This window comes from Ligaoa zhengdingensis, assembly GCF_014384885.1.
In the GTDB taxonomy this organism is placed as follows: Bacteria; Bacillota; Clostridia; order Oscillospirales; family Ruminococcaceae; genus Ligaoa; species Ligaoa zhengdingensis.
The window spans coordinates 28,144-52,254 of sequence record NZ_JACRST010000015.1; the positions used below are offsets into that span (position 1 = coordinate 28,144).

The 24,111-nt window shown below is 64.1% G+C and carries 29 protein-coding genes; 7 read left to right on the plus strand and 22 right to left on the minus strand.

What is annotated here, in order from left to right; all coding sequences use genetic code 11:
* Positions 1-6: 6 nt before the first annotated feature.
* Entirely contained in the window at positions 7-1,764 is a 1,758-nt protein-coding gene (locus H8711_RS09605; protein WP_249283254.1) for an Rqc2 family fibronectin-binding protein, read from the plus strand.
* 17 nt (positions 1,765-1,781) lie between these two features.
* Complete coding sequence (locus H8711_RS09610) at positions 1,782-2,705, plus strand: hypothetical protein (RefSeq protein ID WP_249283255.1); 924 nt, start codon at positions 1,782-1,784, stop codon at positions 2,703-2,705.
* Positions 2,706-2,723: 18 nt separating this feature from the next.
* Here the strand turns inward: H8711_RS09610 and H8711_RS09615 are convergent, their stop codons facing one another.
* Entirely contained in the window at positions 2,724-3,572 is an 849-nt protein-coding gene (locus H8711_RS09615) for a glycosyltransferase family 8 protein (RefSeq protein WP_249283256.1), read from the minus strand.
* Between the two features lie 209 nt (positions 3,573-3,781).
* On the opposite strand from H8711_RS09615, the gene H8711_RS09620 reads away from it, so the two are divergent.
* Together H8711_RS09620 and H8711_RS09625 are read left to right on the plus strand one after the other, a co-directional pair.
* A complete protein-coding gene (locus H8711_RS09620) occupies positions 3,782-5,194 on the plus strand; it encodes an ABC transporter substrate-binding protein (protein ID WP_249283257.1) in 1,413 nt (470 codons plus the stop codon).
* 157 nt (positions 5,195-5,351) lie between these two features.
* On the plus strand, positions 5,352-7,721 hold the full coding sequence (locus H8711_RS09625) for a glycogen/starch/alpha-glucan phosphorylase (RefSeq protein WP_249283258.1): 2,370 nt from the start codon (positions 5,352-5,354) through the stop codon (positions 7,719-7,721).
* Between the two features lie 66 nt (positions 7,722-7,787).
* On the opposite strand, the gene H8711_RS09630 is transcribed toward H8711_RS09625, so the two are convergent.
* From H8711_RS09630 to H8711_RS09640, 3 genes are read right to left on the minus strand one after another with little or no spacing between them, the layout of a single operon-like run.
* On the minus strand, positions 7,788-8,123 hold the full coding sequence (locus H8711_RS09630) for a branched-chain amino acid transporter permease (RefSeq protein ID WP_249283259.1): 336 nt from the start codon (positions 8,121-8,123) through the stop codon (positions 7,788-7,790).
* On the minus strand, positions 8,120-8,818 hold the full coding sequence (locus H8711_RS09635) for an AzlC family ABC transporter permease (RefSeq protein ID WP_249283260.1): 699 nt from the start codon (positions 8,816-8,818) through the stop codon (positions 8,120-8,122). The genes H8711_RS09630 and H8711_RS09635 overlap by 4 nt, the downstream gene beginning before the upstream one ends.
* 22 nt (positions 8,819-8,840) lie before the next feature.
* Positions 8,841-9,704: a pyridoxamine kinase gene (locus H8711_RS09640; protein ID WP_249283261.1), complete on the minus strand. Its 864-nt coding sequence runs from the start codon at positions 9,702-9,704 to the stop codon at positions 8,841-8,843.
* Between the two features lie 208 nt (positions 9,705-9,912).
* On the opposite strand from H8711_RS09640, the gene H8711_RS09645 reads away from it, so the two are divergent.
* Complete coding sequence (locus H8711_RS09645; RefSeq protein ID WP_249283262.1) at positions 9,913-10,104, plus strand: hypothetical protein; 192 nt, start codon at positions 9,913-9,915, stop codon at positions 10,102-10,104.
* Positions 10,105-10,176: 72 nt separating this feature from the next.
* Here H8711_RS09645 and H8711_RS09650 read toward each other — a convergent pair whose 3' ends face one another.
* The 18 genes from H8711_RS09650 to H8711_RS09735 form a co-directional block, all read right to left on the minus strand.
* Positions 10,177-10,650 carry a hypothetical protein gene (locus H8711_RS09650; RefSeq protein WP_249283263.1) on the minus strand — a complete coding sequence of 158 codons (474 nt, stop codon included), beginning with the start codon at positions 10,648-10,650 and terminating at the stop codon, positions 10,177-10,179.
* Complete coding sequence (locus tag H8711_RS09655) at positions 10,651-11,247, minus strand: putative phage tail protein (protein WP_249283264.1); 597 nt, start codon at positions 11,245-11,247, stop codon at positions 10,651-10,653.
* Positions 11,244-12,323, minus strand: coding sequence for a baseplate J/gp47 family protein (locus H8711_RS09660; protein WP_249283265.1), 1,080 nt, complete (start codon positions 12,321-12,323; stop codon positions 11,244-11,246). Before H8711_RS09660 ends, H8711_RS09655 begins: the two co-directional genes overlap by 4 nt.
* Positions 12,320-12,658 carry a histidine kinase gene (locus H8711_RS09665; RefSeq protein WP_249283266.1) on the minus strand — a complete coding sequence of 113 codons (339 nt, stop codon included), beginning with the start codon at positions 12,656-12,658 and terminating at the stop codon, positions 12,320-12,322. The genes H8711_RS09660 and H8711_RS09665 overlap by 4 nt, the downstream gene beginning before the upstream one ends.
* An 8-nt stretch (positions 12,659-12,666) precedes the next feature.
* Positions 12,667-13,041: a hypothetical protein gene (locus tag H8711_RS09670; protein ID WP_249283267.1), complete on the minus strand. Its 375-nt coding sequence runs from the start codon at positions 13,039-13,041 to the stop codon at positions 12,667-12,669.
* Between the two features lie 12 nt (positions 13,042-13,053).
* Positions 13,054-13,998, minus strand: a complete 945-nt coding sequence (locus H8711_RS09675; RefSeq protein WP_249283268.1) for a hypothetical protein — start codon at positions 13,996-13,998, stop codon at positions 13,054-13,056.
* A complete protein-coding gene (locus tag H8711_RS09680; protein ID WP_249283269.1) occupies positions 13,995-14,390 on the minus strand; it encodes a hypothetical protein in 396 nt (131 codons plus the stop codon). The genes H8711_RS09675 and H8711_RS09680 overlap by 4 nt, the downstream gene beginning before the upstream one ends.
* Entirely contained in the window at positions 14,390-14,818 is a 429-nt protein-coding gene (locus H8711_RS09685) for a hypothetical protein (protein ID WP_249283270.1), read from the minus strand. Before H8711_RS09685 ends, H8711_RS09680 begins: the two co-directional genes overlap by 1 nt.
* On the minus strand, positions 14,728-15,111 hold the full coding sequence (locus H8711_RS09690) for a hypothetical protein (RefSeq protein WP_249283271.1): 384 nt from the start codon (positions 15,109-15,111) through the stop codon (positions 14,728-14,730). Before H8711_RS09690 ends, H8711_RS09685 begins: the two co-directional genes overlap by 91 nt.
* Before the next feature lie 36 nt (positions 15,112-15,147).
* Entirely contained in the window at positions 15,148-16,197 is a 1,050-nt protein-coding gene (locus H8711_RS09695; protein WP_249283272.1) for a hypothetical protein, read from the minus strand.
* On the minus strand, positions 16,194-16,685 hold the full coding sequence (locus tag H8711_RS09700) for a hypothetical protein (protein WP_249283273.1): 492 nt from the start codon (positions 16,683-16,685) through the stop codon (positions 16,194-16,196). Before H8711_RS09700 ends, H8711_RS09695 begins: the two co-directional genes overlap by 4 nt.
* Entirely contained in the window at positions 16,682-17,041 is a 360-nt protein-coding gene (locus tag H8711_RS09705; RefSeq protein WP_249283274.1) for a hypothetical protein, read from the minus strand. Before H8711_RS09705 ends, H8711_RS09700 begins: the two co-directional genes overlap by 4 nt.
* Complete coding sequence (locus tag H8711_RS09710) at positions 17,038-17,403, minus strand: hypothetical protein (protein WP_249283275.1); 366 nt, start codon at positions 17,401-17,403, stop codon at positions 17,038-17,040. Before H8711_RS09710 ends, H8711_RS09705 begins: the two co-directional genes overlap by 4 nt.
* Positions 17,404-17,471: 68 nt before the next feature.
* Complete coding sequence (locus H8711_RS09715) at positions 17,472-18,482, minus strand: phage major capsid protein (protein WP_249283276.1); 1,011 nt, start codon at positions 18,480-18,482, stop codon at positions 17,472-17,474.
* Positions 18,483-18,498: 16 nt separating this feature from the next.
* Positions 18,499-19,491, minus strand: coding sequence for a hypothetical protein (locus tag H8711_RS09720; RefSeq protein ID WP_249283277.1), 993 nt, complete (start codon positions 19,489-19,491; stop codon positions 18,499-18,501).
* Entirely contained in the window at positions 19,488-20,636 is a 1,149-nt protein-coding gene (locus H8711_RS09725) for a serine/threonine protein phosphatase (protein ID WP_249283278.1), read from the minus strand. The genes H8711_RS09720 and H8711_RS09725 overlap by 4 nt, the downstream gene beginning before the upstream one ends.
* Before the next feature lie 16 nt (positions 20,637-20,652).
* The gene (locus tag H8711_RS09730) at positions 20,653-21,927 is read right to left on the minus strand and encodes a PBSX family phage terminase large subunit (protein ID WP_249283279.1); all 1,275 of its coding nucleotides are present in this window, start codon (positions 21,925-21,927) and stop codon (positions 20,653-20,655) included.
* Positions 21,920-22,426 carry a terminase small subunit gene (locus tag H8711_RS09735; protein ID WP_249283280.1) on the minus strand — a complete coding sequence of 169 codons (507 nt, stop codon included), beginning with the start codon at positions 22,424-22,426 and terminating at the stop codon, positions 21,920-21,922. The genes H8711_RS09730 and H8711_RS09735 overlap by 8 nt, the downstream gene beginning before the upstream one ends.
* Before the next feature lie 215 nt (positions 22,427-22,641).
* On the opposite strand from H8711_RS09735, the gene H8711_RS09740 reads away from it, so the two are divergent.
* Both H8711_RS09740 and H8711_RS09745 read left to right on the plus strand, forming a co-directional pair.
* The gene (locus tag H8711_RS09740) at positions 22,642-23,157 is read left to right on the plus strand and encodes a tRNA (cytidine(34)-2'-O)-methyltransferase (protein WP_249283281.1); all 516 of its coding nucleotides are present in this window, start codon (positions 22,642-22,644) and stop codon (positions 23,155-23,157) included.
* A complete protein-coding gene (locus H8711_RS09745) occupies positions 23,150-24,031 on the plus strand; it encodes a DegV family protein (protein WP_249283282.1) in 882 nt (293 codons plus the stop codon). The genes H8711_RS09740 and H8711_RS09745 overlap by 8 nt, the downstream gene beginning before the upstream one ends.
* The last annotated feature ends 80 nt before the right edge of the window (positions 24,032-24,111 follow it).

Consider the following 24,111-nt stretch of genomic DNA (forward strand, 5'->3'; position numbering starts at 1 on the left):
ATTCCAATGGCTTTGGACGGAGCCTTTTTGAGCCAGCTCAAATATGAGATCGAGTCGGCCGCGCTGGAAAGCCGCGTCGACCGCATCCACCAGCCCTCGCGCGAGGAGCTGGTGATCGCCCTGCGCTGGCGGGGCGGCGGGGCTAAGCTGCTGCTCTCCGCGGGGGCCAACAGCCCGCGCATCCACTTCACCGAGGTGGCCATCGAAAACCCCAAGCAGCCCCCCATGTTCTGTATGCTGCTGCGCAAGCACCTGGGCAACGCGAAGCTGGTTGCGGTGCGCCAGATCGGACTCGACCGCATCCTGCACCTGGACTTTGAATCGGTCAACGAGATGGGCGACCTTGTCACCCTCACCCTTGCGGTGGAGATTATGGGCCGCCACTCCAATATCATCCTGATCGGGCCGGACGGGCGTGTGATCGACGCGATCAAGCGCATCGACGACGAGATGTCCTCGGTGCGGCAGATCCTGCCCGGCATGACCTATGTGCTGCCCCCCGCGCAGGATAAGCTGGTGCTGACCGACTGCGAGCCCGAGCAGGTGCTCGAACGGCTGCGCGCCGGCCGGGCGGTCGAGCTCTCCAAGGGGCTGATGGAAGCGCTGATGGGCGTGTCCCCCATCCTCTGCCGGGAGCTGGCCCACTATGCGGCGCGCGGGCGGGAGCTGCTCGCCACCGAGCTGGATGGGGACGCCGCGGACCGGCTGGCGTTTCGGCTGCGGGGCCTGATCGAGACGCTCCGGACACATACGGGCGAGCCCACGATGGTGTCCGAGCCGAACGGCCGCCCGCGCGATTTCTCGTTCATCGACATCCACCAGTACGGCCACCTGATGGTGACCCGGCGGTGCGGCAGCTATTCCGAGCTGCTCGACCGCTTTTACAGTGAACGGGACGGCATGGAGCGCATGAAGGTGCGCTCCCACGACCTGCTGCGCCTGCTCGCCAACAACAGTGATCGCGTCGCCCGCAAGCTGGCGGCCCAGCGGGAGGAGCTCAAGGAGTGCGCCAATCGCGAGCGGTTTAAAATCCAGGGGGACCTCATCAATGCAAACATCTACCGCCTTGAGAAGGGGATGACCTACTTCGACGCGGAGAACTTCTATGAGGAGGGCAGCCCCACTGTGCGCATCCCGCTCGACCCGCAGTACCCGCCCGCGAAAAACGCGCAGCGGTATTACGCGGAATACCGCAAGGCGGACACCGCGGAAAAGATGCTGCACACCCTGATCGCGCAGGGGGAGGAGGAAGCCCTCTACCTCGACAGCGTGTTCGATTCCCTGGCCCGCGCCACCACCGAAGCGGAGCTCGCGGCCATCCGCGAGGAGCTCGCGGCGGGCGGTTACATCAAGAACTACAAGGCGCGCAACAAGAAGCCCGAGAAGGTAGCACCCCACCGCTACCGCTCGAGCGACGGGTTCACCATCTTATCCGGGCGGAACAACGTGCAGAACGACCAGCTCACCCTGCGCCAGGCGCGGGGTGGCGACATCTGGCTGCACACCCAGAAGATCCCAGGCTCGCACACCATCGTGTTCACCGAGGGCCGGCCGGTGCCCGACCGCACCATGACCGAGGCCGCAATCATCGCCGCCTGGAACAGCCGCGCGCGCGATTCTGCGCAGGTCGCGGTGGACTACACCCCGGCGCGCAATGTGAAAAAGCCCAGGGGCGCCAAGCCCGGCATGGTGGTTTACGACCCCTACCAGACCGCATATGTCACTCCCGACAAGGAGCTGGTGGAGCGGCTGGAGGAGCATTGAATCGAGGAGGGAGCTGCATGAAGCGTTTTTCTGTGTCAGCCCTGGCGCTGGCGTTCGCCCTGTTGCTGGCCGCCTGCGCCAAGGAACCCCAGGTTTCCAAGAGCGGGTCCGATCAGCCGGTGCAGAGCGCCTCCGTATCCGCGCCGGATGCGCCCGCCGAACCGGTGGAATCGGTCCGCGCGCGGTTGTCCGAGCTGCACGCCGAGTGGCAGAATTGGCCCGAACTGGCCGAACGGGAGGGTTATGTGCTGTGCAGCGGCCGGCCTGTAAACCAGGATGGGGTGGAGCGCTTTCTCGCCTCCTATCAGGCGGGCGAACCGGCTTCGCTGACCGTGCTGAGCTACGGCAGCACGATCCCGATGGTTTATCAGATCGATTTCGACGGCCAGGGCGCGATGTGTGCGACCATCTGTAAAGGCGAAGGCCAATTTGAAGAGGCGGAGTCGGCCGGTGTCTACAGCCGCGCGACCGACTATGTGTTCGAGGGGTTCGGCCTTGTGGTGCCCAAGGAGGAGGAGGCTGAGCGAAGCGAGCTGGACGCCGCGCCCGGCGAGCAGCTGCTCGCCGGCGGCATCTCCCCGGAGCGCGCGGTACAGATTGCGCGGCAGGCCAACGAGCGCCTGTACGCCTACCGCAGCGCGGGGGATGGGGCCGGATTCGGCGCCAGGGGCGTGGTGATCCCGGACAGCATCCCAGAAGACCCCGGCCCCAGGGCGGACGGAATCGCTCTGGATTACCGCCCGGCCGGTGGGGAACGGTTGGGGGAGCGGCCCTGCTACCGCGTCGAAACCTACCGGGAAGGCGAGGGGGATGCCTACTACGACGTCCTCCTGGTGGATGCCCGGGACGGGAGCCTCGTGTGGACGATCGAGATGGTGAACGGCAGCGCGGTTCCCATCTACGACGCTGATCAAACCTACATCACCTGCCCGGCAGCATAAAAAGGGGGCGGACAGCCGTTATCGGCCGTCCGCCCCTTTGGCGTTTCTTTGAGTGGCGCTGTCCAGCCGCGCCTCGGCTTCGCGGTAAAAGATGTCGAGAACGCCGCGGTAGTTGGGCTTCCAGGGCTTGTTGCGCCCGCAGTAGTGGATGAGCGAGGTGTTGGCGCGCACCCAGTCGAGGTCCAGCCGCCTGTCCGCACCTGCATAGAGGTTGTGCAGCCGCAGCACCTTGTCGCTAAGGTTGTAGCGCAGCGGGTCCACCGCGAGGATGCGTCCGCCATACAGCGCGTTGATGATGTCCTGATCGGGCAGAAACAGCCGGTTTTTGTGTTCGCGGATGTAGGACAGAATCTCCTGGGGGTCCAGCTCGGCGCGCAGAAGGGCGAGATTCATCAGCATCACGCCGGAATTGACGTAGGCCGCATCCGGGTCCATCCCCAGCCGCACCTCGTTGAACTTCTGAAACTGCCGATGCACATGCGAGCTGGCGGCAAAAAGGTTGTCGCCGAGGTCCAGGTTGTAAAGCGCGCCGATCGGGTTGACCGCGACAATGTCCGGGTCGAGGTAGAGGATGCGGTCGAGCGAATCGGGCAGGAAGCGCGGGGCGAACAGCCGGTAGTACATCTCGTGCGGGTAACGGCCGCTGGTGGGGGCGAAAGCGATCATCTCGTCGCTCACCCGGATGCTGTGCAGCGCGCAGCGGCCGCCCAGCATGCGCTCCATTTCGTCGAGCTGCGCCTGCTCCAGCGAGGAGTGGGCGACGTAGACGCAAAATTCCTCCCCTGGGTTGGCGGCCAGCAGCGAGGAAAGCAGCACCGCGAGCTGGCGCAGATAGCCCGCGTTGAGAGAGACCAGAATATTTTTCATCCAAAAACCTCCGCAAAAAGAATCTTCCATTTTCTATGGTAGCCCGCAAATGACGGGTTGTCAAACCATATCGGCAAAAATAATCGGGCCGGGGTGAATAATCCCGGTTAAATCTTGGAATTTTAATGGTAGGCAATTTCATAATGATTCTGCCCCCGGGGTGGAACAGCGATACACCCCCAGCACAACGAAAGGAATGGAAGGTTTTTATGAAAAGCAAAAGAATATTGGCAACCCTCCTCGCTGCGGTTCTGGCGTTCCCCGCGGCGGCCTGCACCAAGAAGAACGACAACAGCTCGTCGAGTTCTTCCGGAGGCACCAACGCCAAACAGACCGAGGTCGATATCTTCCAGTTTAAGGTGGAAATCTCCGATGCGCTGCAAAAGGCTGCCCAGACCTATATGGACGCCAACCCCGGCATCAAAATCAACATCGATACAGTCGGCGGCGGCGACGACTACGGCGCGGCCCTCAAGGCGAAGATGCAGTCCGGCACCAAGCCGGATATCTTCAACATCGGCGGCCCGCAGGACCTGCGCGACTGGGACGGCCGCCTGGAGGATCTGAGCGATCAGCCGTGGGTGGCGAACGCGGTGGAGGGCACCCTGCTCGCGGTGAGCGAAAACGGCAAGGTCTACGGTCTGCCGTATGCGATTGAGGGCTACGGCCTCATTTACAACCGCGCGATCTTTGAGACGGCGGGCATCTCCACCGACGGCCTCAACACCTTCGACGGCATCGAGGCCGCGATGAAATCCCTCAAGGCCAAGATCGACGACGGCAGCCTGAAGGAGAAATACCCCGCGCTCGAGGCGGTGTTTGAGCTGCCCGCCAAGGAGACCTGGGTGACCGGCCTGCACACCCTCAACCTCGCGCTGACCAACGAGTTTGAAGGCCCGATCGATGCGTTTGAGGCCGGTACGGTCGAGTTCACCCATGCCGATGCGCTCAAGTCGCTGATCGACCTGCAAGCGGCCTACACCAAGAACGCCGGCGACCTGGGCAAGCTCAACGCGGTGGATTACGCCACCCAGGTGGGCAGCGGCCTGGCCACCGAGCGTGTGGCGATGATTCAGCAGGGCAACTGGATTTACGGCGAGGTCGCCACGGTGGACGAGGATGTGGCGCGCAACCTGGATATGCTGCCGCTGCCGCTCAAGGGCGTGGTCGAGGACTCGATCCCGGTGGGTGTGCCGATGTACTGGTGCATCAACAACGAGAGCAGCGCCCCCGAAAAGGAGGCGGCCAAGGACTTCCTCAACTGGCTGTATCAGAGCGAGGAGGGCAAGCGCATCATCGTGGAGGAGTTCGGCTTCATCCCGGCCTTCACCAACTATGAGGACTTGACCCCCTCCGACTCGCTGGGACGCGCCGTGAAGCGCTATGCCGACGCGGGCAAGACCATGCCGTGGGTGTTCATGGGCTTCCCCACCGCGTGGGGCCAGGAGGTGTTCGGTGCAAACCTGCAAAAATACTTTGCGGGTGAAATGACCTGGGAGGACCTGCTCGCAGATGCGCGCACCAAATGGGAAGAAGCGCGCAAGGACGTCACGGGCGGCGGTTCTTCATCGGCCGCTGAGAGTTCCGGCGCCGCCTCGTCGGGGACATCTTCCGCAGCCTAAATCCGTATGAAACACAAGCGCCCGGCAAGCCGCCGCATCGGCCCGCCGGGCGCTTTGCTGTGCGGGAGTTTCCAAAAATTAGAGAAAAACCGTTGCATAGCGGGCCGGGGATGCGATACAATAGCGTTATTGGCCGATGATGAGGGAGGTACCTTGTATGATCGAAAAAGAAAAATTGATATCTGAGCTGGAAGAAGAGCTCGAGATGGAATATCAGACCACGCTGGAGCGAGCCACCCCGGCACAGCTCCACTTTGCGCTGGGCCGCTGGGCGAGCGGAGCGCTCTATTCCCGTTGGCAGGGGTGCCGGCACAGCCACGCCAACCGCAAGCGCGCTTACTATCTGTCCGCTGAATTTTTGATGGGGCGGCTGGTGTTCAGCAATCTGTACAACATGGGGGTGCTGGACGAGGTGCGCGCCATTTTGGCCGACAAGGGGGTCGATCTGGCCTGCCTGGAGGAGGTCGAGGACGCGGCGCTGGGCAACGGCGGATTGGGGCGGCTGGCGGCCTGCTACCTCGATTCGGCAGCCACCCACAACCTGCCGCTCGACGGTTACGGCATCCGCTACCAGTACGGCCTGTTCAAACAGGCGATCGTGAACGGCGAGCAGAGGGAATCCGCCGACGACTGGCAGCGGCAGGGCGACCCGTGGAGCCTGCGCTGCGAGGCCGACGCCGTGACGGTGGAATTCGGCGACCAGACGGTGAACGCGGTGCCCTACGACATGGCCGTGGTGGGCTACGGCGAGGGCAGCGTGAACACCCTGCGCCTGTGGCAGGCCGAGGCGGTGGAGCCGTTCGATTTCGGCCTGTTCAACGCACAGAAATACGAAGAAGCGCTGCGCCAGAAAAACGAGGCGGAGAACATCTCGCGGGTGCTCTACCCCAACGACGACACCGAAGCGGGCAAAATTCTGCGCCTCAAGCAGCAGTATTTCTTTACCAGCGCATCCCTCAAGGACATTTTGCGCCGGTATAAGGCGGTGTATGGGGACGACTTTTCCAAGTTTGCGGACAGCTACGCCATCCAGCTCAACGACACCCACCCCGTGATCGCCATCCCCGAGCTGCTGCGCCTGCTCATCGACAACGAGCGCATGGAGTTTAACGAGGCGTTTGAGATCGCCCAGAAGGTGTTCTCCTACACCAACCACACCATCATGCCAGAGGCGATGGAAACATGGAGCGCCGGCCTGATGGCAGGGGTCGCCCCGCGCGTGCTGGAGATCATCCGCCTCATCAACGAGCGCCTGATCCGCGAGCTCAATGCGCGCGGCCTCACCCGCGGGCAGGTGCTCGATTACCTCATTCTGGCGCGCGGCCGGGTGCATATGGCGCGCCTGGCGGTATACGTCAGCCACAAGACCAACGGCGTGGCGCGCATCCACACCGAAATCCTCAAATCCCACACCCTGCGCGAATGGTATCAGCTCTACCCCGAGCGGTTTGTCAACAAGACCAACGGCATCACCCAGCGGCGATGGCTGGGCCTGTGCAACCCGGCCCTCGCCTCGATGATCACCGAGCTGCTGGGCAGCGACCGCTGGATCACCGATCTGAGCGAGCTGGCCGGCCTGCGCCGGTACGCCGACGACACGGCGGTGCTTGACCGTCTCATCCGCATCAAGCAGGAGAACAAGCGGCGGCTGTGCGAACACATCAAGCGGCACGACGGCATCAGCCTCAACCCCGAGTTCCTGTTCGATATCCAGGTCAAGCGCCTGCATGAATACAAGCGCCAACTGCTCAATGCGCTGTCGATCATCGACATCTACTTTGGGATCAAGGAGGGCCGCATCGAGAACTTCACCCCGACGGCATTCCTGTTCGGCGCGAAAGCGGCGCCCGGTTACTACCGCGCCAAGGGTATCATCAAGCTGATCGGCGAGATCGCCCGCGTGGTGGACAGCGACCCCGGGGTGAAGAACCTGCTCTCGGTGGCGTTTGTGCAGAACTACAACGTCTCCTATGCGGAGCTGCTGATGCCCGCCGCGGATGTGTCTGAGCAGATTTCCACCGCGGGCACCGAGGCCTCAGGCACCGGCAACATGAAGCTGGCGCTGAACGGCGCGGTGACGCTGGGCACCTACGACGGCGCCAACATCGAGATTGTGGAGCAGGCCGGGGAGGAGAACAACTATATCTTCGGCTTGCGTGTGGAGGAGATCGACAAGCTCCGCCCCTCCTACAACCCCAGGCAGCTCTACGAGTCCAATCCGCGCATCCGCCGGGTGCTCGACACCCTCATCGACGGCACGTTCGACGACGGCGGCACCGGCGTCTTCCAGGACCTGTACGACAGCCTGCTCAAGGGCGCGAGCTGGCACGCCCCCGACCAGTATTTCCTGCTGGCCGACTTCGAGAGCTACCTCGACGCCAAGCTGCGGGTCAACCGCGATTACCGCGACCGCTACGGCTTTGCGCGCAAGTGCCTGCTCAACATCGCGGGCTGCGGCATGTTCTCCAGCGACCGCGCGATCAAGGAATATGCCGACGAGATTTGGGGGATCGCCGACCGGGCGTGAACCGCTGCAAAGAAAAAGGCCCCGGCCCTCTTAGATGAGCCCGGAGCCTTTTTCTTTTAGACGCAGTTAGTGAAACACCGCCTGCACCAGCACCATATAGAGCGCGGTGCCCGCCCCGATGCTGAGCAGGGTGTTCTTTTTCCAGAGGTGCAGCGCGGCCACCGCCGCCACGCTCAGCAGCTCGGGCAGCCCGTAAGGGGCCTGCGCCGGCTGGATATCCTTGAGGCAGAACACCACCAGCAGTCCGATCACAGCCGCGGGCAGCACCGTCCCCAGGTAACGCAGATAGCGCGGGATGGCGCGGTGCTCGGGGAACAGCAGGAACGGCAGCGCGCGGGTCAGCAGGGTGACAGCCGCGATCAGGCCGAAAAAAACGAGCGATTGCCCGGTAGTCATCGTCATGGCAGCTCCTCCCTCGCAAGCGGCTTTTGCAGCAATGTCACCAGCAGCAGGATGCAGGCCATCGCGGGCAGCACAAAGCTGTCCGCGCCGAACAGCATCCGGCAGAGAACCGAGCCGCCCACGCCGATCAGCGCAGGCAGGCGGTTGCGCCGCTCCTGCCACTGGCCTGCGAAGATCACCACAAACAGCGCGGTCAGGGCAAAATCCATGCCGGTGGTGTCGAACGGCAGCAGGCCGCCCACCAGGCCGCCCAGCACCGAACCCGCCACCCAGTAGAGCTGGTCGAGCAGGGTGACAAAAAAGTAGAACCAGCCGCGGTCCACCCCTTCGGGCGGGTCGGTGGTACAGACGATCGAAAAGGTCTCGTCGGTCAGTCCAAAGATGAGGTAGGGCTTCACCTTTTTGATCCCGCGGTAGCGCCCCAGCATGGCGATGCCGTAAAACAGATGCCGCGCGTTGACCATCAGCGTCATCGCGCAGGCATAGAGCGGGTGGAACCCCGCAGTCAGCAGGCCGATCGAAACGAACTGCATCGAGCCCGCAAAGATCAATAAGCTGGTGAGCAGCGCCCAGACCGCGCCGTAGCCCTTGTCCGCCAACAGGATGCCATAGGCTGTGCCCAGCACCAGATACCCGGTCATCACCGGAATGGTGAGCGGAAAGGCGGCGCGCAGCGCGCGTCGTTTGGTATCCATGATGATCCCCCCGGATAATTTGTCACAGCAGGCGGTAGCGCGCCGCCTGGTCGCGCTCGCCCAGCAGGTGCAGCGTGCGCTCGAGCATCACACCCTCGCGCGGGTCGGTGCCGTAGGAGAAGGTGGTCTTGATCGCCGTCTCCACAAAGCGGGTCGCCCGGTCCATCGCGATGGGCAGGCTGTCGCCGCTTAAAAAGCCGCCGGTCAGCACGCTCGCAAAGATGTCCCCGGTACCGGGGTAGGTCGCGGGCACATAGTCGCAGTCCACGCACCAAAACGCGCCGCGCTCCTTGTCGTAACCGATATTGCACATGCCGCTGGCCGCCAGGCTCACCCCGGTGACGACCACCAACCGCGGTCCCTTCTCCGACAGGCGGGCGAGCATACTCTTGGCCTTCTGCTGGGTCAGCGGTTCAAAGGCATAGGGCTCGTCCAGCAGGATGCAGGCCTCGGTGAGATTGGGGGTGATCGCGTCGGCCACCGCCACCAGCTCCGCCGTCCGCCGCTGCATGGCCGCGGTGTAGGTTTTGTAAGGCTTGCCGTGGTCGCCCATCACCGGATCTACCACCGCCAGCGCATCGGGATAGGCCGCAAAAAAGTCGAGGCAGTGGTCGATCTGCTCAACCGAACCGAGAAACCCCGAGTAGACACACTCGAACTCCAGCCCCAGCCGACGGTAGTGGGCGAGGGCGGGCCCGATGTAGTCGGTGAGGTCGCGGAACTCCACCTCGCCGAAGCCGCCGGTGTGCGTCGAAAGCACAGCGGTGGGCACGGGGCAGACCTGCACCCCCATGGCGGAGAGCACCGGCAGGATCACTGAGAGCGAGCACCGCCCGAACCCCGAAAGGTCGTGGATCGCCGCCACCCGCGCGGGCCGTTTGTACATCGGGCACCCCTCCTTGTATGGCCGCATGGCGCGGCCTGAATGCAATTTATTATAATGCAGCGGCGAGAAAAAAACAATATCCGCCGGGCGCAGCGGCGCCCGCAAAATTTGAAAACTGGAAAAATTGCCACGGTTAAAGGCCCGCCGCCTGCAAAAGCTAAAGAAGCAAAGAAGATTTGCGCAAATTTGAACCGGGGAGGCGACCACTTTGAAAAACAGCAAAGCGACGGGCGCCGCGATCACCGGCGTGTGCGTTGCAATGGCGGCGGGCACGGCGGCCTATATGATGGCGGGGCACAACAGCAAAAAAATGAATACCAAAAAGCTCAAACGCAATGCGGGCAAGGCGATCCGCGCGGTCGGCGACGTTGTCGACAGCATGGGTACCTATCTGCGCTGACCGGGCGGCAAAAAAAGAGGGAAACGCATATGCGTTTCCCTCTTTTGCTGCTCTCCTGGCGGGCCTTGCACCTCATCGATAGACCAGATAGAGATAGGTCTTTCCGCTTTGATTGAGGGCGCAGGTCGAGCTGCCGGTCACAGCCGTGGCGTTGGTTTCCACCGTAAAGCCGTTGTCGGTCGCGGCGATCCCCTTGGAGACGCCCAGCGGGGTGATCGCCGCGGAATAGACGTTGTTGGTGTTGACCGCCGCATTGTATTCGCACAGCGGCCGGTCGGCGGTGAACAGCAGCAGAACGCGCGGCCGGTAGCCCAGCGCAATGGCGCGCGAGGCGGCGCCGTCTCCCACATAGCTGCCCAGCGTGAACGCCCCGGAATTCCAGGTCTCGCGTTCGGCGTCGGTGACGTGCGCGCCGGTGTCCTGCACATGGGTTTTGATTGCGCTGTCGATCAGTTGGTTGTCGAGGTTGAAATCCTCGCGCTTGGGCTTGTCGCTGCCCAGCCAGTGGTTGAGCTGCAAATGGGATGTCTTTTGTGAACTTGCCATTTAATGATCTCCCTCCAAAATACCCGCCCCGTCCAGGTCGAGTTGATTCCAGGTCGCGTCTTTGGCCTCAAAGCCTGTCCAGGTCAGGTCGGCGGCGTCGAAGATATCCCAGGTGAGGGTGCCGATCTCAAAATCCGCCTCGAGATGGGCGGGCAGCATCCGCCGGACCTCCTCCTTCACCGCGTCCATATCCTCAAAATTGCCGATGTACCCGTCCTCGACGATGCGGATGCGTTCGTTTGCGATGTCCTCCACGATTTGGGCGTTGAGGCCGGCCGCCCGCACCGATCCGGTCATGCCCGCGAGGTTGTAGTCGTTGGGCGCGACCGCGAGGCGGTAGAGCAGCAGCTCGCGCCGTTTTTCCACCGTATTCTGCGGCCGCAGAAAGAGCTGCATCGCCGCCTCGCGCAGCGACAGCCCGTAGTCCTCGGCGGTCTGCAAAAAGCATTCGCGTTCGAGCGCGCCGAGCTGCGCCTCCACCAGCGCGAACCCCGCGCCGTAGGCCGCCAGCTCGGCGTCCACCAGGGTGCCGCCCTCGAGCGAATACAGGCCGAGCGGCCGCAGCAGGCGAATCATGTCTGTCAAGCTGTTTGTCATGACACAACCGCCATTCTGCTGATGGTCACCGTACCCAGCGTGAAGAGCTGGTTGGCCTCCGCCTCTTGGTCGGCGGTGGGCGCGGTCAGCTTGTAGTTGTAAAGGCCCTCGGTGTGATACAGCGCGTCGCCGACCGACGAGAGCAGCAGGTCCTGTCCCACAGCCAGCCCGCGGAAGAAATCGGTGAGGCGCTGGGTACAGGCGGCCTTGAGGCTTTCAAACTCCACGCCGCTGGTTCCCTCAATTTGCAGCGTGAGGTTGACCGGCACGGCCTGGGCGCTCGCCACCGTCACATCCACATTGATCTCGCGCGCCTGCGAGAGCCGCGCCTCGATCTCCTGCACCAGCTCAGAGGATGCGGGCGCGCCCTCGCCCGCGAGGTAGACCCCCACCGTGCCCCGGCCGGATACGCGCGGCACCACATTGGCCGACGCGATGCCGTCAAAGCCCATGGCGAAGTCGTAGTAGAACGCGGCGTTCGCGCCGTTGCTGATCGAGGCGAAGCTCCTCAGCAGGCGGGCGCGCAGTTGATCGTCGGTTTCAGCGTCGGCCCCGCCCGAGAAGGCCGCGGGGTTGGTCACACCCGACAGGCCCTGCACCGGCGTCACCAGCACGCATACCGCGCCGGGCGCGGCGTTGGTGTCGGCCCCGCCCCGGTCGGCGCGCGCGGGCAGGTCGATCGAGGTATCGCCGGCCTCCAGGACGCCCGCAGCCGTGGTGACAAAGCGCAGCTCGGCCTCCCCGCCGGTCTGGCGCAGGGCGCACACCACCCCCTCGGGGACGGAGATATCCGCAGCGGACGGGGTGTCGCGGTAGAGCCGCAGCGTGCCGGAGGAGGGCGCCGCCGCCTTGCGGGAGAGGCCGCGCGTCTCGGCGTGGTAGTCAAGCCACCCGTTCGACGCGGTCTGCGGGAACGCCTCGGCCTTCAGCGCCTCCACCCGGCCGGAGAGCGCCGCAAGCTGGGTCGCCAGCACCTTTAGCCGGATGCCGATGTCCGAGGCGTCGTCGGCCGAAAAGCCGGTCTGCGCTGCATATTCCGCCTGCATGGCGGAAAGGAATTCGGAATAATCGCTCATATTCCCAGGTTCACCTCCAGGGTTTTGGTTTCATTGCCCACGGTCAAGGTCACGTTCACGCGCAGCCGATCGCCCGTGCGGGAGCAGGACACTCCGGTCACCGACACCCCAGCGAGGGGCGTCAGCGCCTGATGCGCGAGGCTGAGCGCGGCCGCGTCCAGGTCGCGCGCGCCAACAGCGCCCAGGGTGTAGAAGGCGCTGCCCAACTCTGGGTCGGGTGCAAAGCTACCGCGCCGCACCGCCAGGCGGATCATCGCCCGTTGGATCAGCTCATCGCTCCCGCCGATCGAGACCGGCAGGCCGCGCGAACCGCGCTTGTGGTCGCCCTGATACAAAAGCGTGTCTATGTCGCATCCCTCCCGCTTGCAGCTTGGGCGATGGTGCCGTCCGGGGCGACGACCGCCCCGTTGATCCACACCTCGCCGTTGTTTTTTAACACGATGGCCGCACCGCCAGCCGAGCTGAGGCGCAGCTCGCCGGGTGCGAGGCCCTCGCCGCCCGCGCACAGCGCGCCGATACAGGCGTAGCCGCCGTCCAACGGCAGAAACAGCGCTCGCGTCCCCTCCGGCGGCAGTCCATACACCCCGTAGGGCGCGTAGAGGGGCGCGCAGAACCAGTCGGTGCTGTCGGTTGCGTCCACCGTGCCCCCGCCGCTGCGGGTCACCGGGGCGGCCGCGCAGGCCGGCGTGTCGCCGTGCAGCATCTGAGAAAACAGCATATTCATCGCCTCCTAGCTGAGATAGTCGTCCTGCACCAGCAGCAGGGTGGTGCTCTGCTTCGCGCCGTCCGCGCGGTGGGTCGCTTCATAGACGATCAGCCGACCCAGCCCCACCAGGTCGGCCAGCTCGGCGGTGTCCCCCGGTCCGGCCGGAACAAGCCCGGGCAGCACAGCGGTGACCGTCCGCTTTTTGAGCATCGAGTCGCGCATCATGCGGTCGGCGCTGCGGCGAGGATTGACCCATTCGCGGGGCGGGCTGACGTAGCGCTTGCGGCGGATTCCGAGCGCCTCCCCCTGCGGGTTATACACCGGCGTGTCGTAAAGCTTGGTGTCGCTCTTGAGAATCACCTTGGAGATCACCCCATAGCGGCGGTTGCTGAGCTGGAAGGAGGAGTAGCGCAGCCCGTCCGCTGTGATGTTGGAGAGCGTCAGGCGCCGCGCGGGCTTCCGCGGGCGCGCGGCGATGTACTGCCCCTCCACATGCGGGATGAGCTCGAGTGTCTGGCGGCAGAAGTTTTCGAGGGCCTGCCACTCGCTCTGCCCCTTGGCCACCGTGAAGGAGGACAGGGTGGGGTTGCGCTCATACAGGATGCCCGCGAAGCCGTATTGGCGGCAGTGGGCGTTGTAGATGTCCCGCAGGCTGACGTGTTGGAAGGTCTGCGGAATCGCTTCGTTGTCGAGGAGTAAGGCTGCGCGGCTGCGGGCGCGCAGGGTGAGCCGCACGCCGGCCGCGTCCCTCGTGAGCACCTGCTCGTCCACCAGCCCGTCGAAGACGAGCTCGCCGTCGAGCAGCAGCCGCAGCTCGGTCAGCTCCCCGAGCTCCTCCAGCGCGTCCGCGGGGAACACCGCGTCTAGCCCGTCGGCCGGCACGTCGTAGGCGCGCGCACACTCCAGCGAAATCGGCGCGGGCAGCTCAAAGTAGCTGCCGTGTAGCACCTTGGCATATAGGTTCATCACGAATACACCACCGCCCCGCCGATGCCGCCGCGCGCCGCGCCAGAGGAGAGGTCCTCCACAAATTCAAACGAATAGCGCAGCACCGCCGGGCCCGCCTCGCCCACCACACGCAGGCTGGAAAAGTAGGCGTAGATCGGCTCGCATAGCGGGCAGAGCAGAAGCCCTGCCCCGCCCCGCAGGAACTCGGCCTGGAGTTCGGAAAACCGGGCGGTGCAACTCGGGCCGAACAGCTCGCCCTCCCCCTTCACCACGCGGGGGCGCGCCTGCTGTTCCCGTACCAGCGCGGGTGAAAACGGCATGTCGGTGACGGAGACCGGGCGCAGATAGCCCACCTCGATTTTGCGGGGATTGTAACGGAAGGAAAAACCGTTGTATTGCATCACATTGGCCATCAAAGCACCTCCTGTGCGGCGATGTCGCTGGCATAGCGCCGGCAGTGGGCGCAGATCGCGCCGCTGAGCGTGGCCAGGTCGGGCGTAGCTTCCGTGAGCTGAACGGTCACGCCGCTCGTCGCGCCGGGGAGGGAAGCGAAGCTGTCCGCCTCCCATCCGATGCCGACGGACCGCCCGCCCGCCCCCATCGATTCGGCCTGGGCGGTAAAGCTGCGCGCAGCTGCGGCGTCAGCGGGCGCTGCGGCGCGGAATTCCTGGCTCGAGGCGGCGGGGGAGACAGTCCCCCCGCGCCCGGCGAGCGCCGCTGCCGCCGATTTCAGGCGTTCCCACAGCACGCTCATGACAGTTCCATCCTTTTGCCAGCCACAATGGTGGCCTTCTCCAGCGCCGCCTCGCCGAGCGCCGCTGTCTCGAGGATCTCGCCCCACTCGCATTCCGAATAGATGATCTGGCGGTCAGGCTTCACGATCACCACGTTAAACCCCGAGAGGGAATAAAAGTCGATGCCGTCGCTCACTGCGTCGCGGGTGGCACAGATGCGCGAGAGCTCGAGGATGTGCTTTTGACGGCCGCCCACCGTGCCCACCGGCTGTTCGCTGCCGAACGCCTCGATGTAGCGGCTTTCACGGCTGGTTTTCACCTTGTAGCCCTGCGCGACCGCCAGGCGGCGGCCGTTGATCTCAATATAGATATCCTTGCTGGTTGGAAATAGAATCGCCAAACACAGCCCCCCTTATCAAACTGGCTTGCTGCGGCGTCACAACGAGATGCGCGCCGCAATGTGGATTTGATTGATCGCGGTGGCCGGGGTGAACGCGAGCTCCACCACGCACACCGACGGGTCGTCCGCTGAAATCGACGCGAGCGGGGTGGCGAATTCGCTGAGCAGCCCCTCGCTTTCCGCCTCGGCGAGCAGTACCGCCATCTGCGCCACGATGCTTTGCAAGGTGGCCGCGTTGCCGCGCGCGTTTTTCAGCAACAGCTTCATGCGAGCGCGGGCGCGTTGCAGCACCTGGTCGATGATGCGCACGGTCGAGACGTTGGCGAGGCTGTAATCGGCCACGCCGTCGGATTTGGTACGGGTGGTCATCCCGCGGATACATTCGACCGCGCCGCCCACCGTCTCAAACACGGTGACGCCCGCGCCGAGCAGGGTTTGCACCGCGCTTTCGGCCAGATTTTCCCCGTCCAGCGCGATCGATTCGCACACGCTCCCGCTGAGATTTTCCCCCACGCCCGAGGTGAGCAGCAGCCCGGTGTAAGCGCAGGCGGTGTAGAACGCGCCGGTCTGCCCCTCGTATACCGAGGCCGGGCAGCACAGACAGATGCGTTCACTGGCCAGCGCGAGCGCCTGGGCCGCTGCGGATTCCGCGTTCGCCATCGCCACAATGCCCAGCCGCTCGCGCAGCGCGGCGCTCGCCTCGCACACACTGGCCTTCAGCAGCGTGTGCACCGCGGCCTTTTCACTGTCGCAGACCACCGCGCCGATGTTTTCAATCGCGGCCACCGCGTCGAACGCGTCCCCATAGGCGCTGTCTGCGGGTTCGGTTCCGTCGGTGCTCACCGGTACGCAGACCACCTGCGATACACCGGCGCGCAGCAGCAGCCGGGCGCCGTAGTAGAGCGCCCCGCCTGTAAAGGTATTGGCCAGCTCCTCCAAGCTGGAGAAGCGGTAGACCGTCCCGGCCGTGCCGCCCACGGCGCGCGCGCAGATTGCCGCGTACTGCGCCGATACGGCCGCCGCCGAGCCCGAGGAGATGGTGTAGGTCGAAAACACCCCCGGGCGCAAGCTATTGGTCGCCGTCATAAACTCACTCTCCTGATTACAAAGTCGAGGGCTCCGTCCACGCCCTCGGATGCCTGCACCGCCAGCCGCAGCCGCGCATAGCAGGGCAGCACGAGCGCGCCGAGCTCCCTGTCGTAGGTCACCTTGCCGCACCACACCCGCTTTACCTCATAGGCGAGGCCGCCGAACAGCAGCGTGTCGCAGAGCTTTGAAAATACCGCCTGGCATCCGGCCGCTTCATCGCCGGTCGGGCAGCAGACGGACAATGCGGCCGTCAGCTCCAGGCTGCGGGCGAACACCCCGCCGTCCTCATCCAGCCCGGCGAAATCGGCCAGCGCGCAGGGAAGCACCTCCGCATCCTGGATACCCACCGCGACCACCTGCCGGCTCAGCGGGGACGGACGGGCCTTGTCGGGGTACTCCGCCGCAACGCGGATTCCATCGCCGGCCAGGGCGGAGCTGAGTACCCGGATCAGATCGCCTGTGACCTGCGCGATACTTCCGGTCATCGCGTCCCCTCCTCGTCCTCGGGGTGGGCGCGCCGCAGAATACCCCACATATAAAACGGCTGATCGCCCACCCGCATCATTTCACAGACCGAGACGATAAACCACTCGCCGCAGTCCAGCACCAGGTCGCCCACCGCAAGGGAGGCGCCCGCCCCCTCGGGGGACCCGATATAGAGGAAGGCGTTCTGGTCGCGGTAGCCGAGCGTCGAATATTTGTCGTCGAGATATTGCCGGTTTTCGTGGTTGAACGGCGCGATGTAGGCGGCGCACAGGTGGCGCTCGGTTCCCTTGCGCAGCGTTACAGTGCGCCCATAGCGCCCCAACAGCTCCAAAAAGGTCCGGTATAGATCCCTCATACCGCCTCCACCTGCACCAGGAACGCCCCGTCCGCCCGCAGCAGCGGCGCGATTGCAGCCATCAGCTCATCGCGCGCGTTCCGTGCGTCCAAAAGGCTGATTTTCGCCCCGCCGCTGATCGACAGGTCGCCCAGCTTGAAACTGCCGTCCGCCGACTGGGGCAGCGCCGCGTATTGGCAGAGCAGGAGGCTCGCCGCCGCGGTGCACAGCTCGCGCGCGTGTTCTGCCTCGTCCACATCGGGGCGCAGGCGGGAGCGCAGATGCGCCGCGCACAGGCGCGCCATCGGCGCAAAGCCCTGGCAGTCGGATGCGGAAAGTCCGGTAAGGTCGGCAAACTGGCGCAAAATCTCAGAAATTTTCATCCATTGGCCCCCTTTTTGGTGGGCCGGACGGAGAGCCTTCTCCGCCCGGCCGGCCCGCTGTTATAAAATTAGGATTGGGTGGTCTTGATCTTGAGCACCTTGACCGCGTCGGGGAAGATTTTTCCGAAGCCTGCAATCGAGGTCACGGCCGCGCGTTCCAGCTGGGTGTTGATCAGCTTGTCGTAATCCACCTGCACACCGCCGGCGGTCACCATCTCCAAAGCGAAGCGTTTGTCCAGCGCGATCAGCTTGTCGTCCGCCACGCAGGAGGTCTTGATGATCTTCGCGCCCAGCGGGGTGATGAGCTTGCCGGTGCCGTGGAAGGCGAGGCCCGCAGCCGCATCCTGCATCTCGGTGAGGGAGAGCAGCTTCTGCACCATAGCAGGGCTTGCGATCAGGGTGTTCATCTCGTAGGCGCTGTCGAACTGGCTCCACAAATTGATCAGGTCGCTGTAGGCGACGGTGGACGCGGTGGCGGTGTCGATCGGAGTGACGTCTGCCAGCAGCTCGGTCACCGCGTCGCCCAGCTGCGCGCGGGCGATGTATGCGTCGATCTGACGCAGCGCCACGGTGAACAGGTCGAGACGCTGGAACTTGACCGCTTCATAGGAAGCGGAGAGCAGGCGTCCGCGCTTTTGCAGGGTCACCAGATCCTCCTTGAGGGAGATGGTAGTCTCCGGGATCGCGCTGCCCTCGGCCACCACCGGCGCGGTCTGGCTGGCCGATGCGAAGTCCACTACGATCGAGCGGTAGTCCGGCGCGTTGATGTCGGTGCGCACGGCGATAATCTCATCGATCAGCTGCGCGTCGTTCATCCCCTGCGCCACCGCGCGGGATACGTACTCGGGGAACAGGCAGCTGCTGTCCGAGGTGGAGAAAAATTTCTGGATGCTGTCCGACTGCGGGCCGCTCACATGGATGTCGAAGCGCTTGAGCTGGCGCTGGTAGGCGTCCAACCCGGCCAGCTCGGTGCCGGCGTAGTCGGCCGACGGATCGAGCCGTTCCAGCTCGCGGGTAAACGAACTGCCGCCCACCTGGTACATCGATTTGTCGAGGGTGATCGATTTGGTCAAAGACATAGAGAGTTCCTCCTTGTTAAATTAAAAATTGTGCGTTGTCCGCGGGTTGGGATGCTTCCTGGCTGCCCGCGAGCTGCACCTGGGGCACATAGCGGTGTTCACCGGCCGCTGCAAAGGTTTTTTTGAGCGCGCGCAGCTCCTCCGGGTTGAGCTTGTCGGCGATCGCTGAGACCGTCTTGACATCGATGCCACTGCCGGACAGCGCGGCCGCGCGCAGCACCTCCTTCTTGAGCTGTGCAAGGTAGCTCTCCCCGGCCTTGGCGAGCGTTTGCAGCCGCTCCAGCTCGCCCGCCAGCGCTGCCGCGTCGCCCGGCGTCAGGGCTTCGCCTGCCTGGGCCGCCTTCAGGCGGCCCAGCAGGCCGTCCGCATCCGGGCGGACGGCCCCGCCGGGCGCGAGCAGCGCCTTGGTCACGCCGGCGGCGGGCTGGGCGGGCACCGCGACAAAGCTCCATTCGTAGGCGTCGGTGGGCCGCTCGAGGATGCGGTGGCAGACAGCCCCGTTGTAGGTTTTGCCCACCTTGTGTTCGCAGGGGCGCTCCTTCACGTTTCTGCCGCAGATCGAGCAGACCACGGCCTCCACCGCGCAGCCCACGCTCACTTCCTTTTTGATGCCGGCGTCGATCTCGAGGATCAGGTCGGCGTTTTTGTCGCTGCGCACCATGTAGGCGCGCGCGGTCAGAAAGTGGTACTCCTCGCCCCCCTGGGTTTTGCGCAGCGGGTCCTTCTCCACCGCGGTGGAAAAGATGCGCGCGGTCTGGTTCTGACCCTTTGGGTTGTGGTCGAAGATGCCGGTTTTCCCCAAAAACAGCCGGCGCAGCTTATGCAGCGCATCAATTGAAAAGCGCTCGCCGTCGCGGTCCACCTCGTTGTCGCACAGGATCAGCGGGAAGACGTAAACCTCGTCGGCGCTGAGCTCCCGGCGGGTGTAGCGGTTGATTTTTTGCAGGTCCTCCTCGGTAGCCCCGGCCGATTCAAACCCCTTGTAGATCATGGCCTGTTTGGTCGTCATTCGGTTGCCTCCTGTTCTTTTGCGGCCTGCGCCAGCAGCAGCTGCGCCTGGGCGGTCTCCAGCTCGTCCTGGAGATTGATCATATCCCATTCCACCGTCACGTCGGCCGCAATGCCCTCCAGCGCGAGAAACACGCCGCAGATTTTCTGGATTACCGGCGTGAGCACGCGGCGGTAGGCCTCCAGCTCGCTGGTCAGGATATCCGCCTGCTGCTTGCTCATCCGCTCGGTGGTGCTCCAGGAGAGCCCCAGCAGGAAGGGCGGCAAGCCCAACTTGGCCACCATCTGCTGCAGCATCTGCTCCACGGGCACCTTGGTGTCGATCACCTGGTTGTCCGCGCCGATCACCTTGATGTCCACGTCGCCCACCGCGACGAAGTCCTTGACACGCCCCTTGGCGGAGGCGGACATCGCTTCGCCCCACTCCTGCGCGATGTTCTGCGCGATCTCCCGCGCGCTTGCAGCGTCCACCGCGTTGTCACCCGGGCGGTAGGTGACGGCGAAACGCACATTGCCCACCCGGTCGAAGTTTTTGCCGATACATTCGTAGATGCGCATCAAAATGTCCCCGATCATCGGCAGGCCGCGCAGCAGCGAACGCCCGCGCAGCTCGCCCGCCTCGGGGCCCAGTGCGCTGTAAAGAATCAGTCCCGGCTGGGCGATCGGGCTGACGGTCAGCCCATCTCGCCGGAAAAATTCCGCCTGCACCGGGCTGTTGGGCGCAGCAACCTCCAGGGCAGAAAGCGGGCTGTTGTAGAGCGCAAAGATGCCGTCCTGCTCCTCGTTGAGCACGATCTCTCCCGCAGCGCCGCCGTAGGTGAGCAGGTCGTCGAGGTAGCAGGACAGAAATGCGTCCAGGCCGGTTTGCACCCCGCCCACCGGGACGCCCGCCGCAAAGCGGCGCAGCTGATCCTGTGCGTCGGGGTCGGTGCAGTCCAGCCGGAACCCGCCCACCAGCCGCACGATCTTCTGGATCGCTGCGTCCACAAGCGGCACGCTTTCCCGCAGCCGTTCATACAGGCGGTGTTCCGCTGTCAGCAGGGCCTGCCGGTGGGACGGGCTGTCCCATCCGAGGTTCCGCGGGGCTGTCTGCACACAGGCCGCGCCCGGCGGCCTGCCGCCCGACAGCCTTTGCAAAAATCCCAAGGAATCATCCCTCCAATCATTCTTTCTCCCCCGCAGCTTTCCGGCCGGCGGCGAGCGCGAAGAACCCGCCCCCCGCCTCCCGCAGCGCGGTCATCACGAAGTAACGCATGTCGTCCATGGCGTGGTCGTGCTCTTTTTTGGGGCAGTCCCGCCCGGCTCCCTCGTCCCAGCGGTAGAGGGAAAACTCCCGCAGGATGTCGGGGCATTGTGAAGAAAAGAGCAGCTTGCCCTCCCGCAGCAGGTCGCCCACCCGCCGGATGCCGGTGGCCACATCGTTGATTGCCGGAATGCACCGGAACCGCTCGTGCCGCCGCACACATTGGATAAAGCTGGCTGCCGAGGGGTCGACGATCACCGCCGTCACCGGCAGGCCGCCCGCCAGCTCCTCGAGCGCCGCGTAATACTCTTCGTCGGTGCGCTGTACCCCGGCCGCGCGGGAATCGTGGTAATATTCCCGCAGGCGGTACCACACGCCGCCGCAGAGTCCCCAGAGCCCCATCGACATGGGGTTGACCGTGCCGTAGTCGCAGGAGATATAATATTGTTCGCACGCCGAAGGGAGGGTGCGCGCCACATGGCGGTCCTCGCGGAACATCGGGTAGACCAGCCCTTGGGCAGCCACCCAGCGCCCCAGCACGAACCGCTCGTAGAACGCACCCGAATACATCCCCTCGTACCGTCGCCGGATGGCGGGGGAGAGGGAGGGGTTGTCCCGCATGGTGAAATGCAGGTAGAGCGCGTTTTTCTGCTGCGCCTTCTGAATCCATTCGGTGTGGAACCAGTGAAAGGGATGCTCCGGATTGCAGTTGAACCAAAAGCGGGAACCGGGGACTGAGCAGCGCGCGATCGCCTGCTCCACAAAGGAGCGGGGCATCAGCGCCACCTCGTCGAGCAGCACCCCGGCCAGCGTCACACCCTGAATCAGCGCAGCGGACCCCTCGTCCTTGCCGCCGAACAGGTAGTAGCGGTTTTCCCGCCCGCCAAAGCGGATGTCGATGCGGTTTTGCGAGAGCCTGTCGCGGCAATCGAAGCCCAAATCCCGGAGATTTTGCAGCAACGGAACAACCAGGTTGCGCCGCACTGATGTCACCGTCTTGCCACAGATGGCAAAGGCCATGCCGTCAAAACAGGCCATGCTCCACGCTGCAAAGCCCAGCGACATGCACAGGGTCTTGCCGCTGCGGATCGCGCCGTCGCAGATGATCGCGTCCCGCCCCGCGTGGGGGCTGCCCGGGCACCACCAGTTGATGGCGGTGCGCTGCTTGCGCGAAAAGGCGTAGAACTCAGTCATCGCGTCCGCCGTCTTCCGCCGGCTGCTCCACGCTGCCCAGCAGCGCGCGGTAGAAGGGCAGGGCCGTTCCGGCCGTCGTTTCCGGCCGGTCCAGGGCGGCGAGCGCCTCCAGCGCCTTGATGCGGTCAAAAAATTTGACCTCCACGCCGTTTTTGCCACGCCGCAGCTCGGCCACCTGAAACAGGTCCAGGCCCTCCAGCGCCTGCGGGCCGGGGTCCTCCTCCCAGAAGAGCAGTTTGGCCGCGTCGGCCGCGCTGCCAAACGCGAGCCGGTGGAGCCCGGCCCGCACCTGCGAGGCGAGGTCGCGCCCCTCCTCCTCGCGGGCGAGCGCCGCGAGCTGCGCGCTAATCTCCGGCCGGGCCAGCAGCGCGCGGCCGGCGCGCGCCGCCCGGTCGGCCGGATACCCAGCGGCGAGGGCCGCTTCGCGCGGATTTTGCAGGGAATGATAGTGGATACAGAACGCCAGTTCCTTTTGGTTGAGTGCCTGTTTCAATCGCATAAGCCTCCCTTTCAAATCGAAGGGGACAACCCCGCCCCGATGGGGTAAAACGGCGCAAAAACTACACAAAAGCGCAAAAATTCCGCGAAAATCCAAACCTTCCTATTGTGCAATCAGAAGTGAACGGGTATAATAATCGGGGATGTTTTGGCAAATTCCGTTTGACGGGGCGCCAAAGCGGAAATACTGCAAGAAAGGGAGCGCGTCTTAACAGAATGCCTACCTTAAACCTTGTGCTCGTCGAACCTCAGATCCCGCAGAACACCGGCAACATTGCGCGCACCTGCGCAGCGACCGGCGCGCGGCTGCATCTGGTGGGCCCGATGGGCTTTACCATCGATGATAAAAAGCTCAAACGGGCGGGGCTGGACTACTGGCACCTGCTCGACATTACCTATTACGAAAATACCGAGGACTTTTTCCGGAGGAACGCGGGCGGGGAGTTTTTTTATTTCACCACCAAGGGGCGGCGGATCCACAGCGAAGTGGCCTTCCCGCACAACGCCTACCTGGTGTTCGGCCGGGAGGACGCGGGCCTGCCCGAGCCGCTGCTCTTCGACCATCCCGACCGCTGCGTGCGCCTGCCGATGATCACCCAGGCGCGCAGCCTCAACCTGTCCAATACCGTGGCGGTGGCCGCCTACGAGGCGCTGCGCCAATGGGGCTATCCCGAACTTTCCTCGGCGGGTCAGCTCACCAAATATAAATGGGAGGATAAACAGCTTGGATAAAATCAAATTTTTGACCGATTCCGCCTGCGACCTGCCGGAGGAACTGGCGCGCGAATACGATATCGCCGTTTTGCCCATCCCCATCGCGGTGGATGGCGTGGGCTACCACGAGCGGGTGGATTTCACCGCGCAGGAGTTTTACAAAATCCTGCTGGACGCCAAGACCATTCCGGTGACCAGCCATATCACCCACATCGCGTTTGCCGACCAATACCGCGCGGCGTTTGAACAGGGGTATACCCATGTGGTGGTCACCACAATCAACTCCAAGGGCTCCAATATGTTCGAGGCCGCCAACATGGCCAAAACCCTGTTCTACGACGACTGCCCCGAGGCCAGCGGCAAGCTGGAGGTGGTCGTGATCGACTCCAAGACCTACACCATCCCCTACGGCCTGGCGCAGGTGGAGGCCGCCAAGCTCGCGCGGGCGGGCAAGCCGTGCACTGAGGTGGTGGAATTCCTCTACGACTTCTTCGACCGGCTGGAGATCTACTTCGGCGTGTATTCCCTCGAGTTTGCCAAAAAGTCCGGCCGCATCAGCTGCGCCGCCGCCTTTGTGGGGGATGTCCTGGGCCTGCGGCCGATCCTTTCGATCATCGATGGGGAGATGAAGATCGTCGACAAGGTGCGCGGCGACAAAAATGTGGTTCCCAGGCTGGTTGATTTTGCCTGCCGCGATCGTAAGGGCGATTCCCCCTATCTGTGCATCCGCGCGCTGACCGACGAGGTGGGCGAGCAGGCGGCCGCCCTGATGGAGGAGCGAACCGGGCAAAAGCCGGTGGGGCTTTACTATGCGGGCGCGTGCATCACCATCAATGCAGGCCCGCGTCTGGCGGCTGTGGCGGTGCTCGGGGAAAAAAGAACCAAAAAATAGCGCTAAAAATCGGCTTTTTGTCAAACTGTACAGTTGCAAATCTGCGGGGTATCAGCTACAATAAGGATGGATTTGTGATA